General features: G+C 67.7%; 16 protein-coding genes. 11 read left to right on the forward strand and 5 right to left on the reverse strand.

Annotated elements, in window-relative coordinates; genetic code table 11:
- Positions 1-71: 71 nt before the first annotated feature.
- The 9 genes from V7787_RS30990 to V7787_RS31030 all read left to right on the forward strand — a co-directional run bounded on the left by V7787_RS30990 (position 72) and on the right by V7787_RS31030 (position 11,843).
- Complete coding sequence (locus V7787_RS30990) at positions 72-1,220, forward strand: lactonase family protein (protein WP_442965341.1); 1,149 nt, start codon at positions 72-74, stop codon at positions 1,218-1,220.
- Between the two features lie 567 nt (positions 1,221-1,787).
- Positions 1,788-2,816: an aldo/keto reductase gene (locus tag V7787_RS30995; RefSeq protein ID WP_336091223.1), complete on the forward strand. Its 1,029-nt coding sequence runs from the start codon at positions 1,788-1,790 to the stop codon at positions 2,814-2,816.
- A gap of 171 nt (positions 2,817-2,987) precedes the next feature.
- Positions 2,988-4,082, forward strand: coding sequence for a hypothetical protein (locus V7787_RS31000; RefSeq protein WP_336091225.1), 1,095 nt, complete (start codon positions 2,988-2,990; stop codon positions 4,080-4,082).
- 278 nt (positions 4,083-4,360) lie between these two features.
- Positions 4,361-6,280, forward strand: a complete 1,920-nt coding sequence (locus V7787_RS31005; protein ID WP_336091226.1) for an N-acetylmuramoyl-L-alanine amidase — start codon at positions 4,361-4,363, stop codon at positions 6,278-6,280.
- 116 nt (positions 6,281-6,396) lie between these two features.
- Positions 6,397-8,553 carry a SpoIID/LytB domain-containing protein gene (locus tag V7787_RS31010; protein ID WP_336091227.1) on the forward strand — a complete coding sequence of 719 codons (2,157 nt, stop codon included), beginning with the start codon at positions 6,397-6,399 and terminating at the stop codon, positions 8,551-8,553.
- A gap of 79 nt (positions 8,554-8,632) precedes the next feature.
- Entirely contained in the window at positions 8,633-9,400 is a 768-nt protein-coding gene (locus V7787_RS31015; RefSeq protein WP_336091228.1) for a peptidoglycan DD-metalloendopeptidase family protein, read from the forward strand.
- Positions 9,401-9,497: 97 nt separating this feature from the next.
- Positions 9,498-10,424 carry a HEAT repeat domain-containing protein gene (locus V7787_RS31020; protein ID WP_336091229.1) on the forward strand — a complete coding sequence of 309 codons (927 nt, stop codon included), beginning with the start codon at positions 9,498-9,500 and terminating at the stop codon, positions 10,422-10,424.
- A 475-nt stretch (positions 10,425-10,899) separates the two neighbouring features.
- Positions 10,900-11,109, forward strand: coding sequence for a cold-shock protein (locus V7787_RS31025; protein WP_336091230.1), 210 nt, complete (start codon positions 10,900-10,902; stop codon positions 11,107-11,109).
- Positions 11,110-11,303: 194 nt separating this feature from the next.
- Complete coding sequence (locus V7787_RS31030) at positions 11,304-11,843, forward strand: DUF6630 family protein (RefSeq protein ID WP_336091232.1); 540 nt, start codon at positions 11,304-11,306, stop codon at positions 11,841-11,843.
- A gap of 46 nt (positions 11,844-11,889) precedes the next feature.
- On the opposite strand, the gene V7787_RS31035 is transcribed toward V7787_RS31030, so the two are convergent.
- From V7787_RS31035 to V7787_RS31055, 5 genes are all read right to left on the reverse strand, one after another.
- Positions 11,890-12,903, reverse strand: a complete 1,014-nt coding sequence (locus tag V7787_RS31035; RefSeq protein WP_336091233.1) for a glycosyltransferase — start codon at positions 12,901-12,903, stop codon at positions 11,890-11,892.
- Positions 12,900-14,228, reverse strand: a complete 1,329-nt coding sequence (locus V7787_RS31040) for a condensation domain-containing protein (protein ID WP_336091234.1) — start codon at positions 14,226-14,228, stop codon at positions 12,900-12,902. Before V7787_RS31040 ends, V7787_RS31035 begins: the two co-directional genes overlap by 4 nt.
- Positions 14,229-14,324: 96 nt before the next feature.
- The gene (locus V7787_RS31045) at positions 14,325-15,941 is read right to left on the reverse strand and encodes an N-acetylmuramoyl-L-alanine amidase (RefSeq protein WP_336091236.1); all 1,617 of its coding nucleotides are present in this window, start codon (positions 15,939-15,941) and stop codon (positions 14,325-14,327) included.
- A 466-nt stretch (positions 15,942-16,407) separates the two neighbouring features.
- Complete coding sequence (locus tag V7787_RS31050) at positions 16,408-17,685, reverse strand: MFS transporter (RefSeq protein ID WP_336091238.1); 1,278 nt, start codon at positions 17,683-17,685, stop codon at positions 16,408-16,410.
- 3,147 nt (positions 17,686-20,832) lie between these two features.
- Complete coding sequence (locus V7787_RS31055; protein ID WP_336091240.1) at positions 20,833-21,990, reverse strand: M48 family metallopeptidase; 1,158 nt, start codon at positions 21,988-21,990, stop codon at positions 20,833-20,835.
- A gap of 333 nt (positions 21,991-22,323) precedes the next feature.
- On the opposite strand from V7787_RS31055, the gene V7787_RS31060 reads away from it, so the two are divergent.
- Complete coding sequence (locus V7787_RS31060) at positions 22,324-23,004, forward strand: DsbA family oxidoreductase (protein ID WP_336091242.1); 681 nt, start codon at positions 22,324-22,326, stop codon at positions 23,002-23,004.
- A 256-nt stretch (positions 23,005-23,260) separates the two neighbouring features.
- Entirely contained in the window at positions 23,261-24,529 is a 1,269-nt protein-coding gene (locus tag V7787_RS31065; protein WP_336091243.1) for a hypothetical protein, read from the forward strand.
- Positions 24,530-24,645: the final 116 nt, after the last annotated feature.

The raw sequence follows: 24,645 nt of genomic DNA on the forward strand, positions 1-24,645 counted from the left end.
CCGATGCGCCGCAACCGCCGACGACCCCGCCGATGACCCTGCGATCCGCCCTGTTTGCCTGGAGTGTGCTGATGACCTCGACCCTTGCCGGCGCGGCCGCCGCCGCCCCGTCCACCGCCGCGGCGTCGACCGAATTGCTGATCGGCTGCTACACCGGCCCGAACTGCAAAGGCATCGGCCGCTACCGTTTCGACCCGGCCCAGGGCCGGATCGGCGCGGAACCGCTGGAGGTGATCGCAACCGACAACCCGTCCTGGATCACCTTCTCGCCCGACGGCGCCACCTTGTACGCGGTCAACGAAAACGGCCCGAAATCGGCCGATCCGGTCGGCCGCGCCAGCAGCTTCGCACTCGCCCGCGGCGCCGCGGCTTCGCGGCGTCTGTCGCAGGCCAACAGCCTCGGCGACGATCCTGCGCATGCTTCGGCCAGCGCCGACGGCAAGTATCTGTTCGTCGCCAACTACTCCGGCAACGCCTCGCCCGGCGGCACCCTGGCGGTGTTGCCCGTCGACGGCGAAGGCCGCCTGCAGCCGGCGGTGCAGTCGCTGACCCATCGCGCCAGTCAGGCCGATCGCGAACGCCAACTCTCGCCGCATGTGCATGCGGTGGTGTCCTCGCGCGATGGCGGCTATGTCTACGCCGCCGATCTGGGCGCGGACAAGGTGTATGGCTATCGCTACGACCCGGCGCGCAGCGCCGAGCGGCCGTTGCTGGCCGCGCCGACGCCTTATCTGGAACTGCCGCCCGGCACGGGCCCGCGTCATCTGTTGTTCGACGCCGACGGTCGTCACGCTTACCTGACCCTGGAAATGAGCGGCGAAGTGGTGGTGCTGGATTACCAGGACGGGCGCCTTAGCATCGCCCAGACCGTCGCGTTGGATCCCGGCCGCGCCAGCGGCAATGCCGCCGCGGCGCTGCATCTGTCGGCCGACGGCCGGTTTCTGTATGCCAGCAATCGCGGTGAGGACAACCACATCGCCGTGTATGCGGTCGATGCCGGCAACGGACGTTTGAGTGCGGTGCAGCGCCGCGCAACCGAAGGCAGGGGCCCGCGCGAGTTCGCGCTGTCGCCGGACGGGCGCTTTGTGGTGGTGGCCAATCAGCACAGCAATACGCTGGTGGTGATCGAACGCGATACGCGCAGCGGCAAGCTCGGCAAGACCGTGCAGACGGTGGCGATGCAGTCGCCTTCGGATGTGAAGTTCGCGCCGGGGCGGTGAGGTTTCGCGGGGCTGCTTCGGGCCTCTATTTCCACGAAAACTAAAGCTCCCTCGCAGACTGTCACTCTCCGAAAGCAGGAGCCCTCTGGCAGACCGCCATTTCCGCGAAGGCGGGAGTCCTCTCCCAGACCGTCATTTCCGCCAAGGCGGGAATCCAGTGCCATGAGACTTCAGCCGGCACTCTCCAGCACGTCATTCCCGCGAAGGCGGGAATCCAGTGCCATGAGACTTCAGCCGGCACTCTCCAAGTCGTCATTCCCGCGAAGGCGGGAATCCAGTGCCTTTCGTGCGAGAACGTTTGAAGTCGCTAGATTCCCGCGTTCGCGGGAATGACGACTTGGAGAGACGACGCTGAAGGCTCTGGATTCCCGCCTGCGCGGGAATGACGTCCTGGAGGGATGGTGCTGAAGTCATTGGGCGATCGGCTTCGCCAAAGCGAAATCCGTCGAAGATTCGATAGTTTTGCCGCCCTCCACCCACCGCACAACGCACCATCCCACCCACATCGATTGAGCCCACGCCCGCAATGGCGTGCAATGCCCCTCTCTCCCCGTTTCGAGGTGCGGCATGGAACATCGTTATCTGGGCGCGTCCGGCCTGCGCGTGCCGGTGCTGAGCTTCGGCACCGGCACCTTCGGCGGCGAAGGCGATTTCTTCAAGGCCTGGGGCCAGACCGATGTCGACGGCGCGCGCCGCCTGCTTGATATCGCGATCGAGGCCGGCGTCAACCTGTTCGACAGCGCCGACATCTATTCCAACGGCGCGGCCGAGTCGATCCTCGGCGCCGCGCTCAAGGGCCGCCCGCGCGACAGCGTGCTGATCTCGACCAAGGCCACCTTCCGCTTCGGCGACGGCCCCAACCAGGTCGGTTCCTCGCGCCATCACCTGATCCGCACCATCGACGACTCGCTCAAGCGCCTGGGCACCGACTACATTGATCTGTTCCAGTTGCACGGCTTCGACGCGCGCACGCCGATCGAAGAAACCCTGTCCACGCTCGACGATCTGGTCCGCGCCGGCAAGCTGCGCTATCTGGGCGTGTCGAATTTCTCCGGCTGGCATCTGATGAAATCGCTGGCGCTCGCCGACCGTTACGGCTGGAGCCGTTACGTGGCGCATCAGGCGTACTACTCGCTGATCGGCCGCGACTACGAATGGGAACTGATGCCGCTGGGCCTGGATCAGGGCGTCGGCGCGGTGGTGTGGAGCCCGCTGGGCTGGGGCCGCCTGACCGGCAAGATCCGTCGCGGCCAGCCGTTGCCGGACAACAGCCGCTTGCACGTCACCGCCGACAAAGGCCCGCCGGTGCAGGACGAATACTTGTTCCGCGTGGTCGACGCGCTCGACGAAATCGCCGCGGAAACCGGCAAGACCGTTCCGCAGATCGCGCTGAACTGGTTGCTGCAGCGGCCGACCGTGGCGACGGTGGTGATCGGCGCGCGCAACGAGGAGCAGCTCAGGCAGAACCTCGGTGCGGTCGGTTGGAACCTCAGCGCCGAGCAAGTGGCCAGGCTCGATGCCGCCAGCGCGCGCGACAAGGCCTATCCGTATTGGCATCAGGCCGGGTTCGAAGAGCGCAATCCCTCGCCGGTGTGAGGTTCGCGCGGGGCGGCCGGCGTCGCCCGCGCGGGCGATGCCGGCTTTGACCTCGCCACCGGCTGCGCCGACACTGGGCGCATCTTCGGATCAAGGACGACCCATGCCGCACGGCCCGCGCCCGAGCCGCCACAGTGCCCGCGTCGTCGCGCGCATGCCCGCGGCGCGCGCATGCGCTTGACGATTCTCGAACGCGACGGCGCGTTGATCGTCGGCCGCAGCCAATGGCCGGCGACCTTGGCCGGCGCCGCGTTCGCGCTGCTGCTGATACTCGGGGCACCGCTGCTGATCGGTGCGGATGAGCTATTCGGCGCCGGCGCGTTCTTGAATCGGATGAGCCGGCTGCGCGTGTTGGATGGTCTGATTCTGCTGTCGTTGTATTCGCTGCTGTGCGGGCTCGGCGCGGTGATGCTGTCGTCAGCGCGCCCGCAGTGGCAATTGCGCTTGATGCGCGAAGCCGGCCGTTGCGAATGTTTCGGCTGGGATTTGCTTGGCCGGCAACGTCTGCAATGGCGCCTGGATTTCGCCAAGCCGCGATCGTTGCAACTGCGCGAGCGTGGCGGCGGGGCGTGGCGCAAGACCGGCCTGGTGCTGATCGATGCGGCCGGTTACGAGCACGCCATCACCGGCGAAGAGTTCGTCCTGCCAGCGCGCAGCGACGAAGCCCGGCAACTGCAAACACGAATCCAGCGCTACCTGGGGCTGGATGCGCAGACGCGCGTCGCTGCGTCCGAGGCGACCGCTGCGGCGAGCGCGCGCAACGATGTCGATGTGTTCGCCGCCGACCTCCAGGCCGAGGCCGAAGCCGCACGCATAAAGCACGCCCGCCGAAGCGAGCGCATTGGCCAGCGCATCGAGCATCGGCGCGGCCGCAAAGGCCATCGCGCACGCGCTGCATCGCCGTCCACGCTGTTGCCTGCGCCGCTTCCACGCAAACGCCCGGCCGCGGCGCGCGTTTCCGAACCGGCCGCCCAGCGCACCGACGGCATCGCGCCTTCGCGTACGGGCAAGCGAATCGCCGGCGCGTTGATCGGCACCTGTACCGGCCTGTTCGTTCTGGCCGGCCTGCGCGACTTGTTCATCGCCCTCACCACCGGCGTGATGTACATACGCCGCACCCGCATGCTGTTCGCCGAAGCGCCGTTCTGGTTTTCGTTCGGGGTGTTCTGCCGGGTGCTGATCTTGCTGCTGTTCCTCGGCGTCTTCTGCGGCGCCATGAACCTGCTGTTCGGCGAGCCGCGGCGTTCCGGCGCGCGCCGACGCTGATCCGCCCGCGCGGGCGCGCGATCCCGGCGACCACGGCCGCGGCTTGAGCCGCCGATCCCGCGCGGCCGGCCATGACGCAGCGCATCCATACCCAGGCCGTCGCACAGCCGCGTGCGCCGCCCCGGCGCCCGGATTCGTCCCAGCGCCCACTCCCCAGGTGACTGCCGTCGCGGAACCGAATTCTGCCGCCGCAAACCCCGGCGGCCAGTACTTGCGCGACAAACAAATGCAGTACAAGGGCGGCGCGGGAATTTTTAATTCTCATGGGGAAGACGAAGATGAACGAATATTCCGTCCGTCGGTCGGATCGCAAGCAGCCGTGGTTATCGCCGTTGCCGTTCGCAGTAGTCGCCGTACTCGCCCTGGCCGCCCCGGCGGCTCTGGCCCAAGCCGCTCCGGAAGACCGCGCCCTGGCGCAGCGGCTGCAAATCCAAGAATCGCTGGAGCGGGTCGACCGGCAGCTGTACGCCGGCTACTTCCGCCAGGCCTATGCGCGTTACCCCGCCATTCCGGCCGGCACCCTGGAGTCGGTGGCGTACGTGATGAGCCGCTGGCAGCACCTGAACCCGCAGGCCGAAAGCTACGGCGAGCAGCACCAGCACATGCCGCGGGCCTTCGGCGTGATGGGCCTGTACCGCGGCGAAGGCTTCGCCGATCAGGTCGGCGAGGGCGCGCGCCTGCTCGGCGTGCCGGCCGCGCAGGTCCAGCGCGACCCGCTCAGCAACATCCTGGCCGCCGCGGCCTTGCTGGATCGCGAACTGCGCGCCGACGGGGTGAATGCCAAGTCGCCGGTCGAAGCCACTCGCGCGGCGTTGGAGCGTTACGCCGGTTTCGCCCGCGGCCAGGCCAAGAGCGCGGTGCAGTCGCACGCGCGCGCCAGCTTCGCCTTCGACGTGTTGTCGGCGCAGGACAAGGGCGTCAACGACCGCGGCATCCGGGTGCCCGAGCGCGCGGTGGCGTGGGAGCGGGCGTTCGATGCCAATGCCTTGGTGCGTTTGCGTGCGCCGTTCGTGCGTCTGGACGTGACTAACGACCGGGTCGAAGCCGGGCGTTTGAACGCCGCGCAAGGCGACGCGTTCGCGATCGATCCGGTCAGCGAAACCTTGCAGGCGCCGGCCGCGGCCGCGGCCGACGAAAAGAGCACCGACTATCCGCCGGCGCTGTGGGTGGCCTCGCCGTACCACTCCACCCGCACCTCCTACGACTCGGTGACCATCCACACGATGCAGGGCTATTACGCCGGCAGCATCTCCTGGTTCCAGAACAATCCCAACAGCGTCAGCGCGCACTACCTGATCCGCAGCTCCGACGGCCAGATCACCCAGATGGTGCGCGAGAACCGCGCGGCCCATCACGTCGGCGTGCACAACAAGACCACCTTGGGCATCGAGCACGAAGGCTTCATCAACAATGCCAGCTGGTACACCGCGGCGATGTACAACGCCTCGGCCGCGCTGACCCGGCACTTCTGCGCGACCTACAGCGCGATCAGCTGCGCCAGCGCGTTCAAGGGCCCGGCCGGTACCGGCATCAACGTGTTGCCGACCAGCGTGAAGGTCAAAGGCCACCAGCATTACAGCAGCCAGACCCACACCGACCCGGGCATCAACTGGGATTGGGCGCGCTATTACAACCTGCTCAATCCGGGCAACCCGCCCGGCGGCGGCAGCGTGATCGACAATTTCGAAAGCACGGTCGGCCACTTCGACACCTCGCCGGCGTACTCGGGCAGCACCACCGGCATCGCCGCGGCGTCGCTGGCCGAGCGCAACTGCACCACGCGCAAGAACGGCGAGTGCTCGCTGCGGGTGTTGCTGAAGGACGACACCGCCAGCGCCGACGCCTGGGCGGTGCGGTTGTTGTCGGGCAGCGGCAATCCCGGCAGCAACGCCGCCTTGACCCGCGCCAACGGCAAGGTCGGTTTCTGGGTCTACACCGGCGCCACCGGCATGAGCGCGGCGATCGGCATCGACGACAGCGACGGCACCGAACGTTCGCTCAGCCGCGCGATCCCGGCCAATACCTGGACTTACCTGGAGTGGAGCCTGACCGACGACGCCCAGTGGGACGCGTGGGTGGGCGGCGCCAACGGCGCGATCACCGCCGCCAGCGTCAAGCTCGATGCGGTGTGGTTGTACCGCGACCAGACCTCGTTCGACGTCAACGTGTACCTGGACGATGTGCAAGTGAAGAACTGATGGGGTGGGCGCGCAGGCCGCAATCCCGCAGCGGCCTGCGCGCTCTTTTCGGTGTTCCCGGTCGGTGCGATTGAAGCACCGGATGCAAGACCGGGCGTAAAGCGCAGGGGGCTGTTATGTCCAAATCCAATGACGCGCCGCGATCCACGGGCCATCGGCCTTCACGCGTGCCCACTTGGCCGGCGATCCTTGCCTTGCTGATCGCCGGTGCGGTGTTCGCGCAGTGGTTGCGCGGCGCCAGCGCGAACGGCGACGGCGCTGACGTGTCCGCCGCCGCGACCGTGGCAGCAGCGAATGCCGGCAACGCCGCGCGCAATCTGCCGATCCGGGTGCGCGACAGCGTCACCGGCCGCAGCTTGAATCCCAATCTGGTGCTGCATGCGCTCGGCGACAGTGCGCGCGTGCGCGATCTGCGCACCGCCGCTGGCGGCGAACGCATCGCCACCCTGGAACCCGGCGACTACCGGCTGCAAGTCGGCGCCAGCGCGCATCAGTCGATCAGCACGCAACTGCGCATCGACGCCGCGCAGCCGTTGCCGGTCACCGTGTGGCTGCCGCCGACGGCGCCGTCGGAGGCGCTGGACCTGCTCGCGCTCAAGGCCGCCGCCTGCGCGCGCTGCGCGGTGTTCAGCGGCCATGTCTACGATCGCGCCAGCGGCCGCGCGCTGGCCGGCGTGCGCATCCAAAGCAGTCAAGGCTCGCGCACGACCACCGACCAGGACGGCTATTTCGAACTCTCCGCGCAATTGCCGCGTTCGCTCGCCGACGACAGCGAGGCCTTGCCGGCGACGCTGGATCTGAGCATCGCCGCCGCCGGTTACCGCGGCCAAGGTTTGAACGGCCTGCCGCTGATCAACGACAGCCGCCATCTCATCGTCGATCTCGAACGCGGCACCGGCGCGGCCGAGACCGACCGCCGCCATGTGCAGCAACGCGCGCGCCAACGCGAAGACCAGCAGCGGCCGTTATCGATCGAAGACGCGATGCGGGCGAACACCGATATCGCCGCGTCCAATGCAGAAACGACTCTCGATCCCGCGCGTGCCGACACGGTTGCGTTAGCCGCGCGCCTGGCCGCGCAGTCGGCCAGCGTGCCGGTGCCGTCCAGCATCCGCGTCGGCACCAACTGCTCGGGCCGCTCCTGCACCGGCGTATCGGTCTACGTGTTCGAAGACTATGTCGGCCGCGGCCTGGACGAAGAATGGATTCCCTCGTGGAATCCGCAATCCCTGGCCGCCGGCGCGGTGGCGTACCGCAGTTACGCCGCGTACTACGTCGCCCATCCGGTCAACAGCCGCTACGACATTTGTTCCAGCACCTCCTGCCAGGCCTTCAACGCCGACAGCGTCGCCGCCACCGTGGCCGCGGCCGCCGCCACCCGCGGTGTGCTGCTCACCCGCGACGGCGCCAGCGCGGCGTTCAGCGAGTACTCCTCGGAGAACAACGCCTGGGACGATCCCGGCGACGGCCTGTCCTGCGTCAACAACGATCTGAGCTGCGGCAACGGCCGCAACGGTTCGCCGCGCAACGGCTGGCCGTGCCTGTCGGACGAAGTCGGCCGCGGTCGCGGTTGCTTCGGCCACGGCCGCGGCATGAGCCAGTGGGGCACCCAGCGCTGGGCCGCCAACAACGGCCGCGACTGGCGCTGGATCGCCAATCATTACTTCAACGGCAACAACAACCCCGGCGGCCAACGCAACGCCTTCCTCGCCAACGACGGCGGCGGACCGGGCGGCGGCGCGGTGGTGTTCGACGATTTCGAAGCCGGCGTGGGCCGGTTCGCCAGCGCGCCTACCGCGTCGGGCAGCACCGTCGGCGTCTCCACCGCGTCGTTGGCGCAGCGCGATTGCGCCACGCGCAAGAACGGTACGTGCTCGCTGCGGGTGTTGCTCAAGGACGATCCCGCCGTCGCCACCGCCTGGTCGGTGCGGGTGCTGTCCGGCGGCGGCACGCCGGCCAATAACCTGGAATTGATCCGCGCCGGCGGCAAGGTCGGGGTCTGGGTCTACACCGGCGCCAGCGGCTTGCGCGCCTCGTTGAGCATCGACGACAGCGACGGCACCGAACGCGCGGTCGAACGCGCGATTCCGACCGGCCAGTGGACCTACCTGGAATGGGCCCTGGACGACGCCGCGCAATGGAACGCCTGGGCCGGCGCCAGCAACGGTCAGATCGACGCGGCCGGCGTGCGTCTGGATGCGCTGTGGCTGCTGCGCGAGCAGACCAGCTTCGATGTGAACGTGTACTTCGACGATGTACAGATCGCGCACTGACTCAACCGTTCGTCCCGTTGTCTCGCCCTGGTCGCCGCGGCGCGCCCGCCCCGGCCCCAACGATGGAGTGAAGCTAGTGATGAAATCCGTCAATCGCAGTGGCCGCGCGCTCGCGCTGTTCGCCTTCGCGGCGTTGTTCGGCTCGGCCGCGCAGGCCGCGCCGACGTTCCAGATGCCGTTCCCGTGCGGCCAGGTCTGGTCCGGCCAGACCCGCACCAACCACAGTCCGCAGAACTCGGTCGACTTCAACCGCGCCAACGACGAAGGCGACCCGGTGGTCGCCGCCGCCGCCGGCACGGTCAGCGTGGTGCGCAATCTGGGCAACACCAGCTACGGCAAGTACGTGGTGATCGATCACGGCGGCGGCTGGAGCACCTTGTATGCGCATCTGAACTCGTACTCGGTGTCGGTGGGCCAGAACGTGGCGATGGGCAAGACCATCGGCACCGTCGGCACCACCGGCGGCTCGACCGGCCCGCATCTGCATTTCGAAGAACGCCTCAACGGCAGCGCGCAGAAGATCAAGTTCAACGGCTCGCAGATCACGTATTGGGGCAGCGCCAACTACACCAGCCGCAACAGCTGCGGCGGTGGCGGCGGCGCCAGCGGCCGGGTCGAAACCAGCGGCACGCCCTTGAACGTGCGCTCCGGGCCGGGCACTTCATACTCGATCGTCGGCAGCTTGAACGACGGCGCGGCGGTGACGATCCAATGCCAGACCACCGGCACCTCGGTCACCGGCACCTACGGCACCAGCAACATCTGGAACCGGATCGGCAGCGGCCGCTTCATTCCCGACGCCTACACCTACACCGGTTCGGACGGGCGGGTGGCGCCGGATTGCTGAGGCGTCGCACCAACCGCGTCCAGCCTCTCTCCCGCGAGTCGGGAGAGGGGCGGGCACGCAGCGTTATGCTTGAACCGTACTCACACCGCGTTAGCCGATGACCGCCGTTCGCATCGCCCTGATCGTTATCGTCTCCGCCGCGGTCGGCGCTTTCGCCGGCAGCGCCTACCAACTGCAGCGCCAGCGCGCGCCGGTCGCGCAGGCCGAGCGCGCGCCGCCGAAGCCGAGCGCGGCCGCCGCGCCGTCGGCGCCGCACGCGCCCAGCGGACACTCGCCGTACCCGGATTACCTCTCGCTCGACGGCGGCGCGCCGGTGAGCTTCGAATCGTTGCGCCAACGCGCCAGCCGCGACCCGACCTTCCTGCGCGGGCTGTTGCAGCGCTACCGCGACGAAACCGATGCGGTCGCGCGCGGCGAGTTGCTGTCGTTGCTCAACGCGGTCTCCGGCGAGGACGTGCTGCGGTTCGCCCTGTCGCTCGCCGCCAGTACCCGCGCCGAGGACGAACGCGACGGCCTGGAACTGCTGCGCGCGTACTCGATGGACCGCGCCGAAGTGCGCGGCGCGGTGCTGGCCAAGCTGCAGCAAGGCGGCACCCCGGAACGCACCGCCGAACTGGTCGGCATGCTGACCCCGACCACGATGCCGGCCGAGGACGCGGTGCCGGTGTTGGCCGAGCTGGGCCAACTCACCCGCCATCCCGATCCGGCCGTGCGCGCCGAAGCGGTGCTGCAACTGGCGCAATGGGACGACGGCGCCCAGGCCGAAGAGCTGTTGCACCGCGCGCTGCTCGACGCCTCGCCGCAGGTGCGCGGCAAAGCCATCGCCGGGGTGCAGAGTTCGCATGCGCGCAGCGACGGGCTCAAGGAGGCGTTGCTGGACATCGCCGACGACCCGGCCAGCAGCGCGGCCGATCGCGGCGCGGCCGCCTTCGCGCTGCAGGACTTCCGCCTCAACCGGGCCGAGTACGCGATCTGGCGCCGGGCCCAGACCCGCGCCGACGCCGACAGCGGCGAAGGCGGCTAGCGCCGGGGTCGGCGCATCTGGTGCCTGAAATGGCGCCTGGACTGCTCTCAAAGGCACCAGCGAGGTGCCAGAGCGCCCGTTCAGCCCGATCGGCGCGAACGCCGGGACCGGCCGCGCCCGGCGGCCTGGCGAATCGTCGTGAATGGATGGCAAAAGTTAATAAAATCACAGAGATAGGCTCAGCGAGCGCACCGGCCCCCTTGCCCGCACCGGGTCGCGACTTGGCCCCCAATCGGTGAATTCGTGCCCGATTTGGCAAATCCGCTGAACATCGGACGTTCAAGCCAATTGATTTTCGTTCCAGACGCCACTACGGTGTGCGAGCTGAGTTAGTCAAGGGTCACCGTAGGTCGTGACCCGATGCCGTAGATCATCGATCCACAGATCCACTCCATCGTTCCACGCTTCCTCCTTGCAACCAGCCCCACCGCCGCGCAAGCGGCATTCCAATACTACGTTTCAAGGAGTTAGCAACATGGCAGATCGTGAAACCGGAACCGTGAAGTGGTTCAACGACGCTAAGGGCTTTGGCTTCATCTCCCGCGAAGGCGGCGATGACGTGTTCGTGCATTTCCGCGCGATCCAGGGCCAGGGCTTCAAGAGCCTGCAGGAAGGCCAGAAGGTCACCTTCGTGGTGACGCAGGGCCAGAAGGGCCTGCAGGCCGACCAGGTCCAGGCGGTCTAATCGCCCGTACCCGCTGACTGGCGGCGCAAGCCGCAGGTCGCTCGAAAAGCCCGGCGCAAGCCGGGCTTTTTCGTTATGGGCCGGCCGCCGCGCGGCGCCCGCGGCCGCACCGGCCGCGCCAATGCCCCGATCGGCTCATTCCCGGTCCGGCCGTTTTCGATCACCATGGGCCGCCCCCACCGCGATCGACCGCCATGCCCGACAACGAATCCGACTACGAAGACGAGGGTTTCGACTTCTCCTCCGACGAAGACGAGGAGTTGAACGAGGAAACCCTGTACTGGCAGTTGCTGCTGCTGATCAATCCAGGCGATGAGGAGACCGCGCTGCAACAGTTCGCGCGCTTCCGCGAAGCGCGCGAGGACGACGACGGCGGCGAGGCGATCGACACCCTGCAGGACGCGATCGACTGGACCTCGGGCTTCTACGTGGACTGGAAGGACACCGAGTCCTTCATCGACGCGATCGCGCAACTGGCCGCGCGCTGGAACCTGCGCGTGGACTGGGGCGTGGAAGACCCCGGCGACGACGACTTCCTCGACGGCACCGACGTGCCCGCGCTGATGTCGACCGCCTACGACCGCTTGCGCGAGCACGGCTACACGCTGTGGAACCGCGACACCGGCGGCGATGCTTACGCCGGCTGGATCGCGCTGCGCCGCGACGACGAAAACATGCAGGCGGTCGCGGCCGCGCTGGGCATCGACCTGCGTCCGGGCAGCGACGCGTTTTGAGTCAGGCCGCGGCCACCGCGCACGAGCGCGATGGCCGCCTCGCCCATCAATGCCGGCAGAACGCCGCGACCTTCGGATGCCGCTGTTCGAAGGTGCCGAGCTTGCCGAACAAGCCGTCGAAGTAACCGACCGCGATCGCCACCACCTTGCGCAACTTGTGCTGCTCGCACACCAGCACGCAGGCGACTTGGTGCAAGGTCAGCAGTTCGATCAGCCAGTGGATCGACCAGCGCGAGGCGTTGGAGCGCAGCGCGTGCACCGCGTTGCGCGAGGCGTAATAGCGGCGCCAGGCGACGTGGTTGCTGGTCGAGAAAATCCCGCGTTTGACGTACTCCCCGACCTTCTGCCGGATCTCCACGCCGGCGTTGACGAACACCGGAACGCCCTCGCGGGTGGCGCGCATGCCGTACTCGATGTCGACGTACTCGATGAAGTAATCCTCGCGGAACTCGCCGAGCTTGCGGAACGCCGCGGCCGAGACCGCCGAGCCGGAGGAGATCACGAACAAGGTCGGGATCAGGCCTTGCTGACGGTCGTCGATGCGCTCGGGTTTGGGCATACGCAGTTCAGGCGAGAACACCGGCAGATAACGGCCCAGGTTGGCCTCGAACACCTTCGGCCCGACGATGAAGGCGTCGCCGCCGGTGCGCGCGCAGGCGCGCATCATCCCGTCGAAGAAATCCGCGCCGAGTTGCGAATCCTGATCGAGCAGGAACATCACCTGGCAGCCGCGCCCGAACAATACTTGCGCGCCGCGGTTGTAAGCGCCGGAGATTCCGCCGCGGTTGGCGTTGTGGACCACCTCGATGTCGGCTTCGCGCAGGCGCGCATGCAGCGCCGCATCGGCCTGCGGCGAATTGTCGACCGCGACCATATGCCGGCACACGGCGCGGGTGCGTTCCAGATGAGCCAAGTGCTCGGCTTCCGGATTCCACAGCACCGCCACCACGCCGAAGGCGTCCAGATCGATCGGCGCGGCCGCCGCGGTGGCGTCGGCGCGTTCGAGTTCGTGGACAGCCGCGGCTTCCGGCGATCCGGCGTCGGCGCGCGCCTCGCTCATGCGGCCTCCTTCAGCGGTTCGCTGCGCGCGGCCGGCGCGTGCGCGCGTTCGTGCAGCAGCGCGATGGCCAGATCGCGCACCCGCTCGGATTGGGCGCGCGACAGCGAAGCGGTATCGCAGGTCAAAGCGAAATCCAGCTCGCCGGCGTAACCGGACATCAGCACCGCAGTGGTGCTGCGCCACGGCAGCCGCGCGGTCGGGCTGAATACGGTTTCGACGCGGAAGTGCTGGTACTCCTGCGGAATGTCGATGCGGCCGATGTTGGACAAGGTGGTGTCGAATTCGTCCAGGTCCGAACGCCGCTCGGCGACGAACTGGGCGAACACCGATTGCATCATTTCCAGGCCGATGAAGTATTCGTGGACGCTGCGCGACATGCGCTCCACGCGCTGGTTCAAGAAGGTCTTGAACTGGCGCGCGTAGTTCCAGAACGCGGCGTCGTCGACCTGATCGGGCGGCAGGCTCTTGTCGATCGGTACGATCGTGCCGGGCGAGGCCGCGAACAACTGGTCCGGGCCGATCAGGGTCAGGAATTTGCGGATATCGATCGGCGCGAACACCTTGCTCTTGGCGCCCGTGCCTTTGATCGTGCGGAACGCCAGCGAGAACGCCACCCCCATCGCCGCGAACATGGTCACGCCTTCGGCGCGCGCGCGCGCGGCCAGCGCCGCGGTCGCTTCGCGCGAAAGCTTCCAGTGCAACACATAGAACTCGCCTTGCGGCACCGGCTTGCGCCGCCGGCGCAGGGCGAAGAACAGCCGGAACGCCAGCGCTTTCAGGCTCGCGTTGCGGCGGATGCGTTTGTCGGCGATCACCTCGGCCGGGACGATGTCGGTCAGGCCGTTGATGCTGGTGTGGCGGCCGATGTCCAGGTCGGGGCGGTCGCACAAGGCCAGGGTTTCGCGCAGCAGCGTCATCATCGACATGCCGTCGCAGATGCAGTGATGGCAGACCACCAGCAACTCGCCGACCGGGCCGTCGCGGTCTTCGCCGTGCACCCACACCACCCGCATCAGCGGCGCGCGCTCGCTGGCGAAACGGGTTTCGCGTTCGATGTCGGACTGGCGCTGCCATTCCTCATCGTCGACGCGTTCGGCCAGGCGCAACGGAATCGGTGCGGGGTCGTTTTCCAGGACGATGTCGGGCGGATCGCCGTCCTGGATCGAACAGCGCAGCATCGGATGCTTGAGTTGGATCTTGTCCAGCGCATGGCGCAGCTGCGCCGGGTCGATGCGACCGCGGATGCGCGCGCCCTGGACGATGGTGAAGGTGGAGTCGCGATCGACGTACATGATCCGCTCGCACAACATCATCTTTCGTTTCATCGGTGACTCGGTGGTGGGGGGAGTTCGGTGGTGCGGGGTGAGTGCGGCACTCACCCCAACCCCTCTCCCGCGCGCGGGAGAGGGGCTTTGATGCGATCAGCAGTCGGGGATCACCGCGCCGTTGTTGTCGCGGGCCTCGTCGTTGCCCCAGCGGCTGAGGTAATACGCCGAGACCCAGGCGCCGGCCGGGCCGACGTCGAGGTCGGTCTTGAGCCAGTAGTGGTTGTAGCTGCTGCCCGAGCGGACTTCCTCGCCCCAGGCCTTGCAGTAGACGTAGTTGGTGCCTTGGTTGAGCGTACCGACCGGCGTCAGCGTCGACGGCCACTTGTAGCCGGTGGCGTTGGCGAAGGTGTCGACCCAGTACTTGCCCGGCGGGTTGGGATTGCCGCCGCCGTTGATCAGGCCGTAGAAATTCGACCAGGGGAAATACTTGCCGGGGTCGTAACGGTTCTGATTGCCCGAGAGCATGCCGTGGCCTTTGACCCGCACGCTGTCGGGGACCAGATGCCAGGTGTCGTAACCCGGGCCGCTCCAGGCGCTGGCGCAGTTGACGCCGCGGCGCGCGCAGATGCTCTTGGTCAGACGCGCCGAGGCGTTGACCATCGCCGACGACCAGTTGCCGGCGTCGGCCGAGCGGCCGTCGTGTTCGATGCCGATGGTGTAGTAGTTATGGTTCTTGGCGTGCCAGGCCTGATGGTACTCGCGCACCATCTGGGTGATCTGGCCGTCGGACTTGCGGATCAGGTAATGCGCCGAGACCTGCGCGCTCGGGTTCTGGAACCACGAGATCGAACCGGCGTAGGAGCCTTCCATCGTGTGCATGATGACCGCGCTCATCGCATTGGATGAGGTGCTGTAGTTGCTGGAGCTGGCCGGGTTCCAGATCGCTTCGCCGAAATCCACCGCCTTGATACCGACATCGGTGGCCGGCGCTAGCTTCGCGGGCGTGGCGAGTTCGGCGCTCAGCGTCTGGTTGATGCGCACGCTGTCTTCATCGGCGTTCATCAGCAGCGCCGGCGCACGCAGCTTGCGCAGTTGGCCAGCATCGAACGCGCGTTCCAGTTCCAGCGACTGCGGCTGGATCTTGATGCCTTGCGCATCCACGCCGCGCTGCAAGGTCTGCAGCACGCCGTAAGCGAAGCTCTGGCGGGCGTAATCGGCGATGCCGCCGTTGCCGGCGCCGTAACCGGCGTAACGCGCCAGCACCGGCGCCATCGCTTCGGGTCCGGCCAGCGCGCGGCTGCGCTTGTCGGGTTGCTGGGCGGCGAGCGCGCGGTCGAGCAGCGCGGCCGCGGCCAGGATGTTGCTTTCCGGATCGTCGATCACCTGCTGCGCGCTGCGCCCGATCAAACGCGCGCCGTCGCCGACCTGATCGGCGAAGCCGCCGCCGTGGTACAGGCCCATGACGCCGTAAGAACGCGGCATGTGCAGGTCGTGCGGGTTCTGCGCCGGGTCGGGGCGCACGTGCATCCAGTTGGTTTCGGCGTAGGCGATGGCTTCCAGCGAGCCCGACGGCAGATTGGGGTAGCGCGCGTAGGCGCGGCGGAAGTATTCGGGATAGGCGGCGCGCTGGGTTTGCGCGAGCACCAGGGCGTGGGTCTTGTCCAGATCGGCGCGCAGTGCGTCCAGGCTGGGACGATCGGCTGCGCCGGCCAGGGCCGAGCTCAACAACAGCGAACAGCCCACGGCTGCGGCGAGAGTGTGCGGATGCATCGAGCGTTCTCCTTCGGGCGCGGCTTCGCTGAAGCCGCGTGGTTTCGAGGCAAGCATGGATCCCGTAGGTTCATTGTCGTGAGCGAAGTGTCGCGTTACGTGATCCGTTGCTGAAAACCGCGGCGTGATGACACGGCGATCTGTGCCCGCGTTTCCACATCGGAGCTTTGACCGCTGTCGCACGCGTGCGATTCATGCCGATGAACGCGTAAGCTGCGCCGGCGATGCGGTTTCACGAACGATTGCAATATTTCGGGGCTGGGGAGCCGCGGTAGGGGAATGCGCGGGCGATGCGTCCGGCGCAAAAAAAGCAGGGCGGCCTGGGCCGCCCTGCTTTTTTGGTAATGCTCGACGCGTTGGACAGTGTATGGGTGAGCTTTGTCACGTCGCGAAGATGACGCAGGCTTTTGCGCGAGCCATTGCCAGCAATCACCGCCCAGCCGTCATTCCCGCGAAATGAGCAGGCTCACCAACTGTCTTCAAGAAACCGCGGCTTGCACGCCAACCGCCCGCCCACCACCAGCACGATCAGACACGCGCCGAGCATCGCGAACGGCCACACCCAGCCGTGGCTGAGTTCATGCAACCAGCCGAACGCCAGCGGCCCCAGACAACTGATGGTGTAACCCAGCCCCTGCATGAAGCCCGACAACGCGGCCGAACCGGCCGGCGTGCGCGTGCGCAGATTGATCAAGGTCAGCGCCAGCGGGAACGTGCTCGGGCCCAGGCCGATCAGCGCCACCCACAAGAACGTGCCGTGCATCGGCGCCAGCAACAGTCCGGCGAACCCGCCCAGATACGCCAACACGCAGGCCAGCACGATCGGAAACGGATTGGCGATGCGCACCGCCAGCATCGGCATGCACAGCGCGCTGATCATGCCCAGCGTTGAGAACAGCGCGACCATGCTGCCGCCGAGCGCGGCGCTGCCGCCGGCTTCGACCAACAGCTTGGGCAACCAGGTGAACATCGAATAGGTGATCAGCGAGGTCATGCCGAACATCAGCGCCATGCCCCAGGCCACCGGCGAGCGCCAGACTTTGCCGCGCGCGCTCGGCGCGGCCGCGCCCAGTTCCGGCGCTTCATCGCCGGCGGCGACCGCGCGGTCGTGGGTGCGCGCCAACTCGCGCGCCTGCGCCGAACGGCCGCGCGCTTCCATCCACAACACCGCCAGCCACGGCAGCGCCGCCGCCACCGCGACCAGCGACCACGACGCCAGCGACACCCGCCAACCCGAGGCCTGCGCCAACGGCACCGCGGCCAGCGCCGGCAGGATCGTGCCCAACTGCAACACGGTGATGTAGGCGGTGCTGACCGTGCCCACGCGATCGGCGAAGTAGCGTTTGACCAGCGGCGGCAACACCACGTTGCCGATGCCCATGCCGGCCAGCGCGACCGCGTTGGCGGCGAGCAACTGGCCGGTGTCGGCGACGAAACCGCGCGCGAACAAACCCAGCGCCGCCGCGGCCATCGCCAACAGCGCCGCGCGTTCCAGGCCGATGCGGTGGGCGATCGCCGGCGTGGCCACGCCGAACAACGCGAACGCCGCGGTCGGGACCATGCCGAACACGCCGGTCATGGTGGAACCGAAACCGAACTCGCGGCCCAGCGCATCCAGCAGCGGCGTCAGCGACGTCACCGCGGTGCGCAAGGTGAACGCCGACAGCACGATGCCGATGAGCACCCAGGCGCGGCCCTGCCACAGCGAGCGGGCGAGAGGGGAGGTGTGGACGGTTGCGCTCATGGACATAGGAATCGAAGGGGGATGCGCGCCATCCGCGCGTAGCGGCGTTCGGCGCGGACAGAGCGACGACTCGACGGCGCGCGCGCCGCTGGGCGCGATGGCGGAAAGGATTGGGGCTTGCACAGTGTGGGCAGTGGCGCGCCGCCGCGCCAGAGGCGATCGGGCAACAGTCAGTTGCGTGCGCGGCGGCGAGCGGGCGCGCTGGTGCATGCGGGCAAGGGCGCGAACGCTGTTGCGGGGCCGCGAAATCGATCGCTCGGTGTCGTCCGCGAAATGCCGTCGGCCGCGGATTCGAGGCCGCAATGTGCAGGCCGGGTGAACGAACCCGGCTATTGCGGCAAAGCGCGGGCGGCGGTTTCGGCCCGCGAACCGCGCGCGCCGAAGCGCGCGCGGGGGTGGATCGCCGTGGGACGGATCAGGCGAAGAACGGCCGCTCGGCCGCGAACAACAAGCGCTTGGCGCCTTCGCGCCAGGCCTGCGGGCAACGCTGACCCAGCAACACCGCGGCAGTGCTGTAGGCCAGCCCGCGCGAGCGAGTGGTCACCGAGCCCAGTGCGCGCTCGGCCTCGGCATCGCTGGCGCCGCGCCGGGCCGCATCCAGGAACGCAGCGATCTGCGCAGCTTCTCTGGGATCGGACTGCAGCGCCAGTTCGCGCAAACGCGGATTTTCGTCGCGCTCGCGCACCGACAACGCCCATGCGGTCCAGGCGCTGACATCGTCCATGTCCTCGCTGCGCGGCCGCAACGCCAAGGCCTTGGCGACCGCATCGCGCGGCGCGCCGTCGGAGGCGGCGACCAAGCGCAGCATCTGCGCTTGCAACGACGGATCGATGGCCGAGGCGCTCAAGGCCGCGGCCAGATCGCCGCGCTTGAGCGCCACATAAGCCGCATGCCCGCTGCCCTCGGGGACCTTTTCCTGCTCGATCGCAAGCAGACGCTGCAACTGGGTCGAGATCTTCTCATCGTCCGCGCGCACCGCCGAAGGCGTGCCGTTGGCTCGCTCGACCCGGGCGATTTCCACGTCCACCCATTCGCCGATCTGCGGCATCTTGCTCACCGCCTGACGCAGCAACGGCAGCGCGTCCGACCATTGCGCGTGTTCGCTATGCGAGTAACCCGCGGCCAGCGCGAACCAGGGGTGCTCCGGCCAGCGCGTATGGCCGGCGTAGAACGCCTGATTCTGGGCTTCGCCTTCACCGGTGCAGCGGGTGGCGACATAGCTCAGATCCGCCGACTGCGGCGACTGCGCGGCCAAGGCTTGGTGGCGCGCGCAGACTTGCGCATAAGCCGGCGTATCCCGCGCCGCGTCCTGCTCGGCGCGCAAGGCGAGCACCTCGCCGGGCGTGCGGCGCAGGCGTTCGGCGATCAAGTGCGGGAAGTCCTTGCGCCGGCCCGCCATCGCCAACCAGGTGGCGAGGTGGCGCGAATCGCCCAAGTCCCAACGCGCGTGCGCGGCGGCGATCTCGCTCTGGGCTTCTTCGCCGTCGATCATTTCGAGCTGATTGATCGGCGCCAGTTCCGCATAGCCCATCAGCACGGTGCGGGTGCCGCCGTTGTCGTACTTGGTGCTGATGGACTTCGGCGGCTCTTCGAAGTTGTAGTCGGCCGACGAAGCCAGCCAGCGCGGCGAACCGAGTTTGCGCGGCGGCACTTCGGCGCGGGCGCCGTACACCGCGGTCCACTCGATCAGCGGCGCGGCGCCGGCGATGTTGTAGACGAAATGCGCGCCGTGGCTGCCGGCGTCGCTGTCGAATTCCTCGACCGGCGCGCCGTCGGCGGTCTGGGTGACGATGTGGTGGGCGCCTTCGCCGGGCAAATCCAGGGTGCGCTGTTCCAGCGGCGCCAACTCCAGCGTGGTTTCGTCGATCCGCACCTGCATCGGCCGGGCCAGACCGTTGATGACGGTGATCTTGGCCATGCCCAGCGAGGTGCCGAAGAACAGCACCGTGCCGACGATGCCGCCGGCGGCGCCGACCCGCGCCAGCGCCGGCATCAGGCCGTCGGCGGTTTGGAAGCGGTCCCACCAGCCCAGCTTGGTTTGCAGTTTGCGGTTCGCGTTCGGCAACAGACGTGCATAGCTCGATGGCGCGGTGGACGGGTGATCGGAGGGCGGCTCGGCGGGCGTGAGGGTCGCGATATCGGCCGTGTCGGTGGCGTCATCGGCGACAGCGCTTGGCGTCTGCGTCGCGGCTGTGCTGGCTTCGCTCACACCCGAGGCGCGCTCATGCAGCTTGCGCGCGACTTCATTCTCGGTCGCCAGCAAACTTTCCAACGCCGCCTTGCGCAGCGCCGACAGCGGCCCGGTAGTGCCGCGCACCCAGTTGTCGATCGCGCCGAGCCACTGGTTGATGTTGTCTTTGCTGGCCGGCGGCAACGAGAACTCGCCCATCGCCTCGGCCCAATCGGCGGCGCCGAGTTTCTCGGCGATGCGTCGGTCCAACTTCACCTGAGCCGCGTGTTCGTGCAGTTCGCGCAGCACCGCGTGCAACTCGTTGGCCACCCGCACCAGACGGTTGAGTTCGCCGGAGGACACCCGCCGGTCGGCGGTCACCACCTGGTAGGTGTTGACCAGCAACGCATTGGCGTCTTGCACGTTGGCGCAGCTGTGATCGGCGTAATGCAACACCGCCAACTGCCCGCGCAGCCATTCTTCCCACGGGCCGCCGAGCGCGCGGGCCGCGGCCAGGTGCACGCTGCGGCAGCGGCGGTCGTGCTCGCGCACGCTTTCGCGCAACGGCTGCAGTTCCGCGTCCAGTTCATCGATGATCTTCGGCAGCGACTTGGCGGGCAGCTCGCTGCCGCGCCAGCGCAGCATTCCGCCGGGCGCGCGCAGATGGCCTTGGCGCATCGCTTCCAGGGTCGCGCGTTCGGATTCCAGTTCGCGCAACCGCTCCAGGCTCTGGCCGTGCGATTCCGGGTACAGATCGGCCAGGTGCGCGCCCAGGTCGGCGCTGGCCGGGACCTCGCGGTACAGCTCGGTGGGCTGATCGATTTCGCGCACGATCGAGCGGCCCAGGTAAGTGCCGCGGAAACGGCGGTCCAGGGCCAGATCGGCGTAGTCGTTCTGCAGATGCTGCAAGGATTCTTCGGTCGGAACCGGCGGCAGCGGATTGGCGGTGTCGATCATCTCGCGCGACATGCGCTGCTTCAGCGCGTCGGCGTCGCGCAGCAGCGAAACGGCCGGACGCGGATCGATCTCGCAAGCGATATAGACGCGCTTGATGTTGGATTCGCGGTCGCTGTTGGCCGGATGGGTCGACCACATCTGCGGCGGCTGGGCCAGTTCGTTGCGGAAGACGCGGTGGCGGTCGCGATCGTTCGCGGGCAGCTGCGGCGGCTCGCCGTATTCGGCGTCGGCGAACACCGTGCGCAGGTTCTCGATGATCCGCGTCTGGATCGCGAACAGATCCAGTACCGGCCGCTTGTGGCGTACTCGCGGTTGGCGAAGCTCAGGGTGCGGTCCCAGGCATCGTCGGCCGCGCCCAGGCGGTGCAGCGCGTGCACCAGCGCGTCGCTGCCGGTCAGCGATGCCGCGACCAGGTCGGCCTGATACTCCATTTCCCGCGACAACGCGCGCTGGGCCAGGATCACCACCCGGAACACGATCTCCACCAGCGAGCGGATCGACCACACCACCAGCGACAGCAGCCAGCCGATCCAGGCCACGCGCAGATCGAAGCGCGACAAGCCGCTGAGGAAATCGTCGAAGGCATCGCGCTTGGCGATGATGTGCGCGGCGATCTGCTGGGCGATGTACACCCAACGTCCGACCGCCATGGTGCGCTGGGCGAAGTGGCCGAACTCGTGCGCCAGCACCGCCTTGAACTCGCCCAGATTGAGCGCGTTGACCAAGGCCAGGCCGATTTCCAGGTTCTTCTTCGACGGCACGATCAGGTTGGCCAGCGACAAGTCGTAGAACACGCCGGCGTTGACCCGCGGCGACAGGAACACCCGATGCGGACGCGGCGCCCCGGCCTCATCGGCCAGACGGTGCAGGAACGCGAACAACTCCGGCTGTTCGGCCGGCTTGAGCTCCATGTCGTGCGCGTCCTTGCTGCCGCGCTTGTTGAAGATCAGCGCCTTGGCCATAAACACGCACAAGAACGCCGCGCAGGCGCTGGCGCCCGCGGCGAGCAACACGTTGTCGCTGTTGCCGCGCACGATGCTGGCGAACAAACGGAACGCGGTCCAACCGAACCAACCGAGCAAAGCGAAGTAGATCGCCACGAACGCCAGCAAACCGGCCATGGCCAGCCATGCGTGGCGCCGATAGGCGGCACTGGGTGCAGTCAATTGCGCAGGCACGGACGCAGGTCCGGCCGGGTAAATCGTTTCCATGTGATCCCCTGTGCGATGTGCGTCCGCCGGGAAGCGGACAGAAGGTGCAGACGGCGGCCGCCCCGATCGCGCGGGCCCCGGCTGCCGGGGCCATTCTGCTACGGTTTTCGTGACTGCGTCATCAGTTTTTGGGTTCCCGATGGGGCTGGCGACCGACCCCGGACCGGCGACAGGCGGTTCGGTCCAAGCCCCGGTCGCCGGTGGAACGCACCGATCCGCTGGCGCGGCGCTGCGTGGCTTGAGGCGCCTGCGGCCCGGCCCTACGTTGTCGGTTCTTCTTGCAGAAAGCCGAGCCGCCCCATGAATCAGTCCTCCGCCCCGACCACCCCGCGGGTCAAGATCGACTTCGTCTCCGACGTGGTCTGCCCGTGGTGCGCGGTCGGCCTGAACTCGCTGGAACAAGCGATCGCGCGGATCGGCGATGAGGTCGAGATCGAACTGCACTTCCAACCGTTCGAACTCAACCCGCAGATGGCGCCGGAAGGCGAGAACATCGACGAACACCTCGCGCACAAGTACGGCCTGGGCGCGGAGCAACTCGCGCAGAACCGCGAAGCCTTGCGCCAGCGTGGCGCCGCGGTCGGCTTCCAGTTCAACGCGCGCGACCGGATCTACAACACCTTCGATGCGCACCGGCTGCTGCATTGGGCCGGTGTGCAAGGCGCCGAGCAGGAACGCACCCTCAAGCACGCGTTGCTGAAGGCGTATTTCACCGACGGCCGCGACATTTCCTCGCGCGACGCATTGGCCGCTGTCGCCGCCGAAGCCGGTCTGGACGGCGAACGCGCCAAGGCCTTGCTGGCCTCGGACGAATACGCCGACGCCGTGCGCGCGCAGGAACAGTTCTATCAAAGCCAGGGCATCCGCGCGGTGCCGTCGGTCATCATCAACGACCGTCACCTGATTCAGGGCGGGCAGCCGGTCGAACAGTTCGAGGCGGCGTTGCGGCAGATCGCCGGCGTCGCCCAGAACGCGGGCTGATCGAGAATCGCCGCGGCTCGGTAACTGCCGAGCCGCGGCTGTTGTCTCCGCATCGCATCGCCCGACACTCCGACGAAGAGCCCCCCGCAAAAACCGCGAAACTCCCCAGGCCGTCATTCCGGCGAAAGCCGGAATCCATTTTGATCTTGATCTTCTAGCCAACAGCGACGCTGTCGGCGACCGACACTAAAAGCCATCGCCTCAAGCTTCACCGATCGGCCACCAAGCCTTGTCTTGATTCCCCCCAATCCGTAGCATGCGCGCCGCGACCAAGCGGATCGCGACCCTCATTGCCAGCCCGGCCCCCGCCCGCCAGCCTTCTTTTTCGCCGCGCGCGCCGCCGCAGAGCAGCCCAAGCCTCCCCGCAAGCATCCCGCGCCCGCGCCACGACACGCGCCCGCGTCACAGATTCACCGATCCGCGCACCCAAGCGCATTCGCACCGACACCGCTGCCATACCGTTGCCACAAAGCCGCTCGCATCCTGCGGCTTTCGCCAACGCCAGAGGTGCCCGATGAACGCCCGCCACGCTTTCGCCCGCGCAACGCGCACCGGCCTTGCCGCCGGCTGCCTCGCCGCCGCCGCATTCGCAACCCAAGCCAACGCCGCCGGCTTATCCGCGCAATCGGCCGCCGACCGCGCCGCGCTAGCGTTGCGCTGGGCACCGGTGCATTACCAAGACGTCGACCAAACCGGCAGCCACGCCCTCGGCGGCGCCGCCGACTACATCGCCCGCTACGACTTCGACGGCGACCTCGACGCCCGCAACAACTGGGACCGCGCCGGCCAGGCCGAGTACCCGCTCGCCGCGCACGGCTACTACTCCGTGGTCGAAACCAGCACCCACTGGTTCATCACCTACCTGTTCTTCCACCCGCGCGACTGGACCGACTCGTTCTTCGACACCGAACACGAGAACGACGCCGAAGGCGTGTTGTTCGCCATCGCCCGCGACGGCAGCACCTACGGCACCTTGAAGGCTGCCGTCACCGTCGCCCATACCGACTTCTTCTCTTACCTTCCCGCCGGCAGCAACTGGACGGCGAACGCGGAGAACATCGACGGCAGCTTGTCGTTCCTGACCTATAACGGCGCCCCGCATCCGGTCACCGCACAGGAAGCCAAAGGCCACGGCCTCAAGGCCTGGCCGGCTTACGACATCAAAGGCGATGGCGTGATCTATTACCCCTCGCTCACTACCGCGGAAGTTCCTTCGGGTCCCGACGATCGCGACGTCAAGTACAAGCTGGTCGATATTTTCGAAGCGGGTGGGATGTGGGAGCAGCGCAACAACAGTTGGTTGTTCGCGGGTTACGGGAGCTTTGCCGGCGATAAGAGCGGCGGCTGCGGGAGTGGGGCGATTGGGTGCAGCACCAATGCGGCGAATGCGCCGTGGGGGTGGGACGATAGCAATGATGGGCCGGGGCGGGGGATGTTGGCTACGGATCCGGTTGGGTTGATCGCGAACTACTTTCGTGTGCCGGAGGTGGTCAGCGCGGCCTACACCTACAACCCGTATCGCTAACAGCCACACCGAGCCTGTCGTTGTCGCGGTCGAAGCGACCAATGGGCGCTACATTCGTACTAGTAGGGGTTGCGGGCAGGCTGTTCTGCTCGCAATGTAACCCTGCATGCACCATC

It is taken from the genome of Pseudomonas sp. CGJS7, from assembly GCF_036961695.1.

Coding starts and splice junctions, on each gene's coding strand:
- V7787_RS30990 (WP_442965341.1), top strand. CDS start 72: ATGACCTCGACCCTTGCCGGCGCGGCCGCCGCCGCCCCGTCCACCGCC.
- V7787_RS30995 (WP_336091223.1), top strand. CDS start 1,788: ATGGAACATCGTTATCTGGGCGCGTCCGGCCTGCGCGTGCCGGTGCTG.
- V7787_RS31000 (WP_336091225.1), top strand. CDS start 2,988: ATGCGCTTGACGATTCTCGAACGCGACGGCGCGTTGATCGTCGGCCGC.
- V7787_RS31005 (WP_336091226.1), top strand. CDS start 4,361: ATGAACGAATATTCCGTCCGTCGGTCGGATCGCAAGCAGCCGTGGTTA.
- V7787_RS31010 (WP_336091227.1), top strand. CDS start 6,397: ATGTCCAAATCCAATGACGCGCCGCGATCCACGGGCCATCGGCCTTCA.
- V7787_RS31015 (WP_336091228.1), top strand. CDS start 8,633: ATGAAATCCGTCAATCGCAGTGGCCGCGCGCTCGCGCTGTTCGCCTTC.
- V7787_RS31020 (WP_336091229.1), top strand. CDS start 9,498: ATGACCGCCGTTCGCATCGCCCTGATCGTTATCGTCTCCGCCGCGGTC.
- V7787_RS31025 (WP_336091230.1), top strand. CDS start 10,900: ATGGCAGATCGTGAAACCGGAACCGTGAAGTGGTTCAACGACGCTAAG.
- V7787_RS31030 (WP_336091232.1), top strand. CDS start 11,304: ATGCCCGACAACGAATCCGACTACGAAGACGAGGGTTTCGACTTCTCC.
- V7787_RS31035 (WP_336091233.1), bottom strand. CDS start 12,903: ATGAGCGAGGCGCGCGCCGACGCCGGATCGCCGGAAGCCGCGGCTGTC.
- V7787_RS31040 (WP_336091234.1), bottom strand. CDS start 14,228: ATGAAACGAAAGATGATGTTGTGCGAGCGGATCATGTACGTCGATCGC.
- V7787_RS31045 (WP_336091236.1), bottom strand. CDS start 15,941: ATGCATCCGCACACTCTCGCCGCAGCCGTGGGCTGTTCGCTGTTGTTG.
- V7787_RS31050 (WP_336091238.1), bottom strand. CDS start 17,685: ATGAGCGCAACCGTCCACACCTCCCCTCTCGCCCGCTCGCTGTGGCAG.
- V7787_RS31060 (WP_336091242.1), top strand. CDS start 22,324: ATGAATCAGTCCTCCGCCCCGACCACCCCGCGGGTCAAGATCGACTTC.
- V7787_RS31065 (WP_336091243.1), top strand. CDS start 23,261: ATGCGCGCCGCGACCAAGCGGATCGCGACCCTCATTGCCAGCCCGGCC.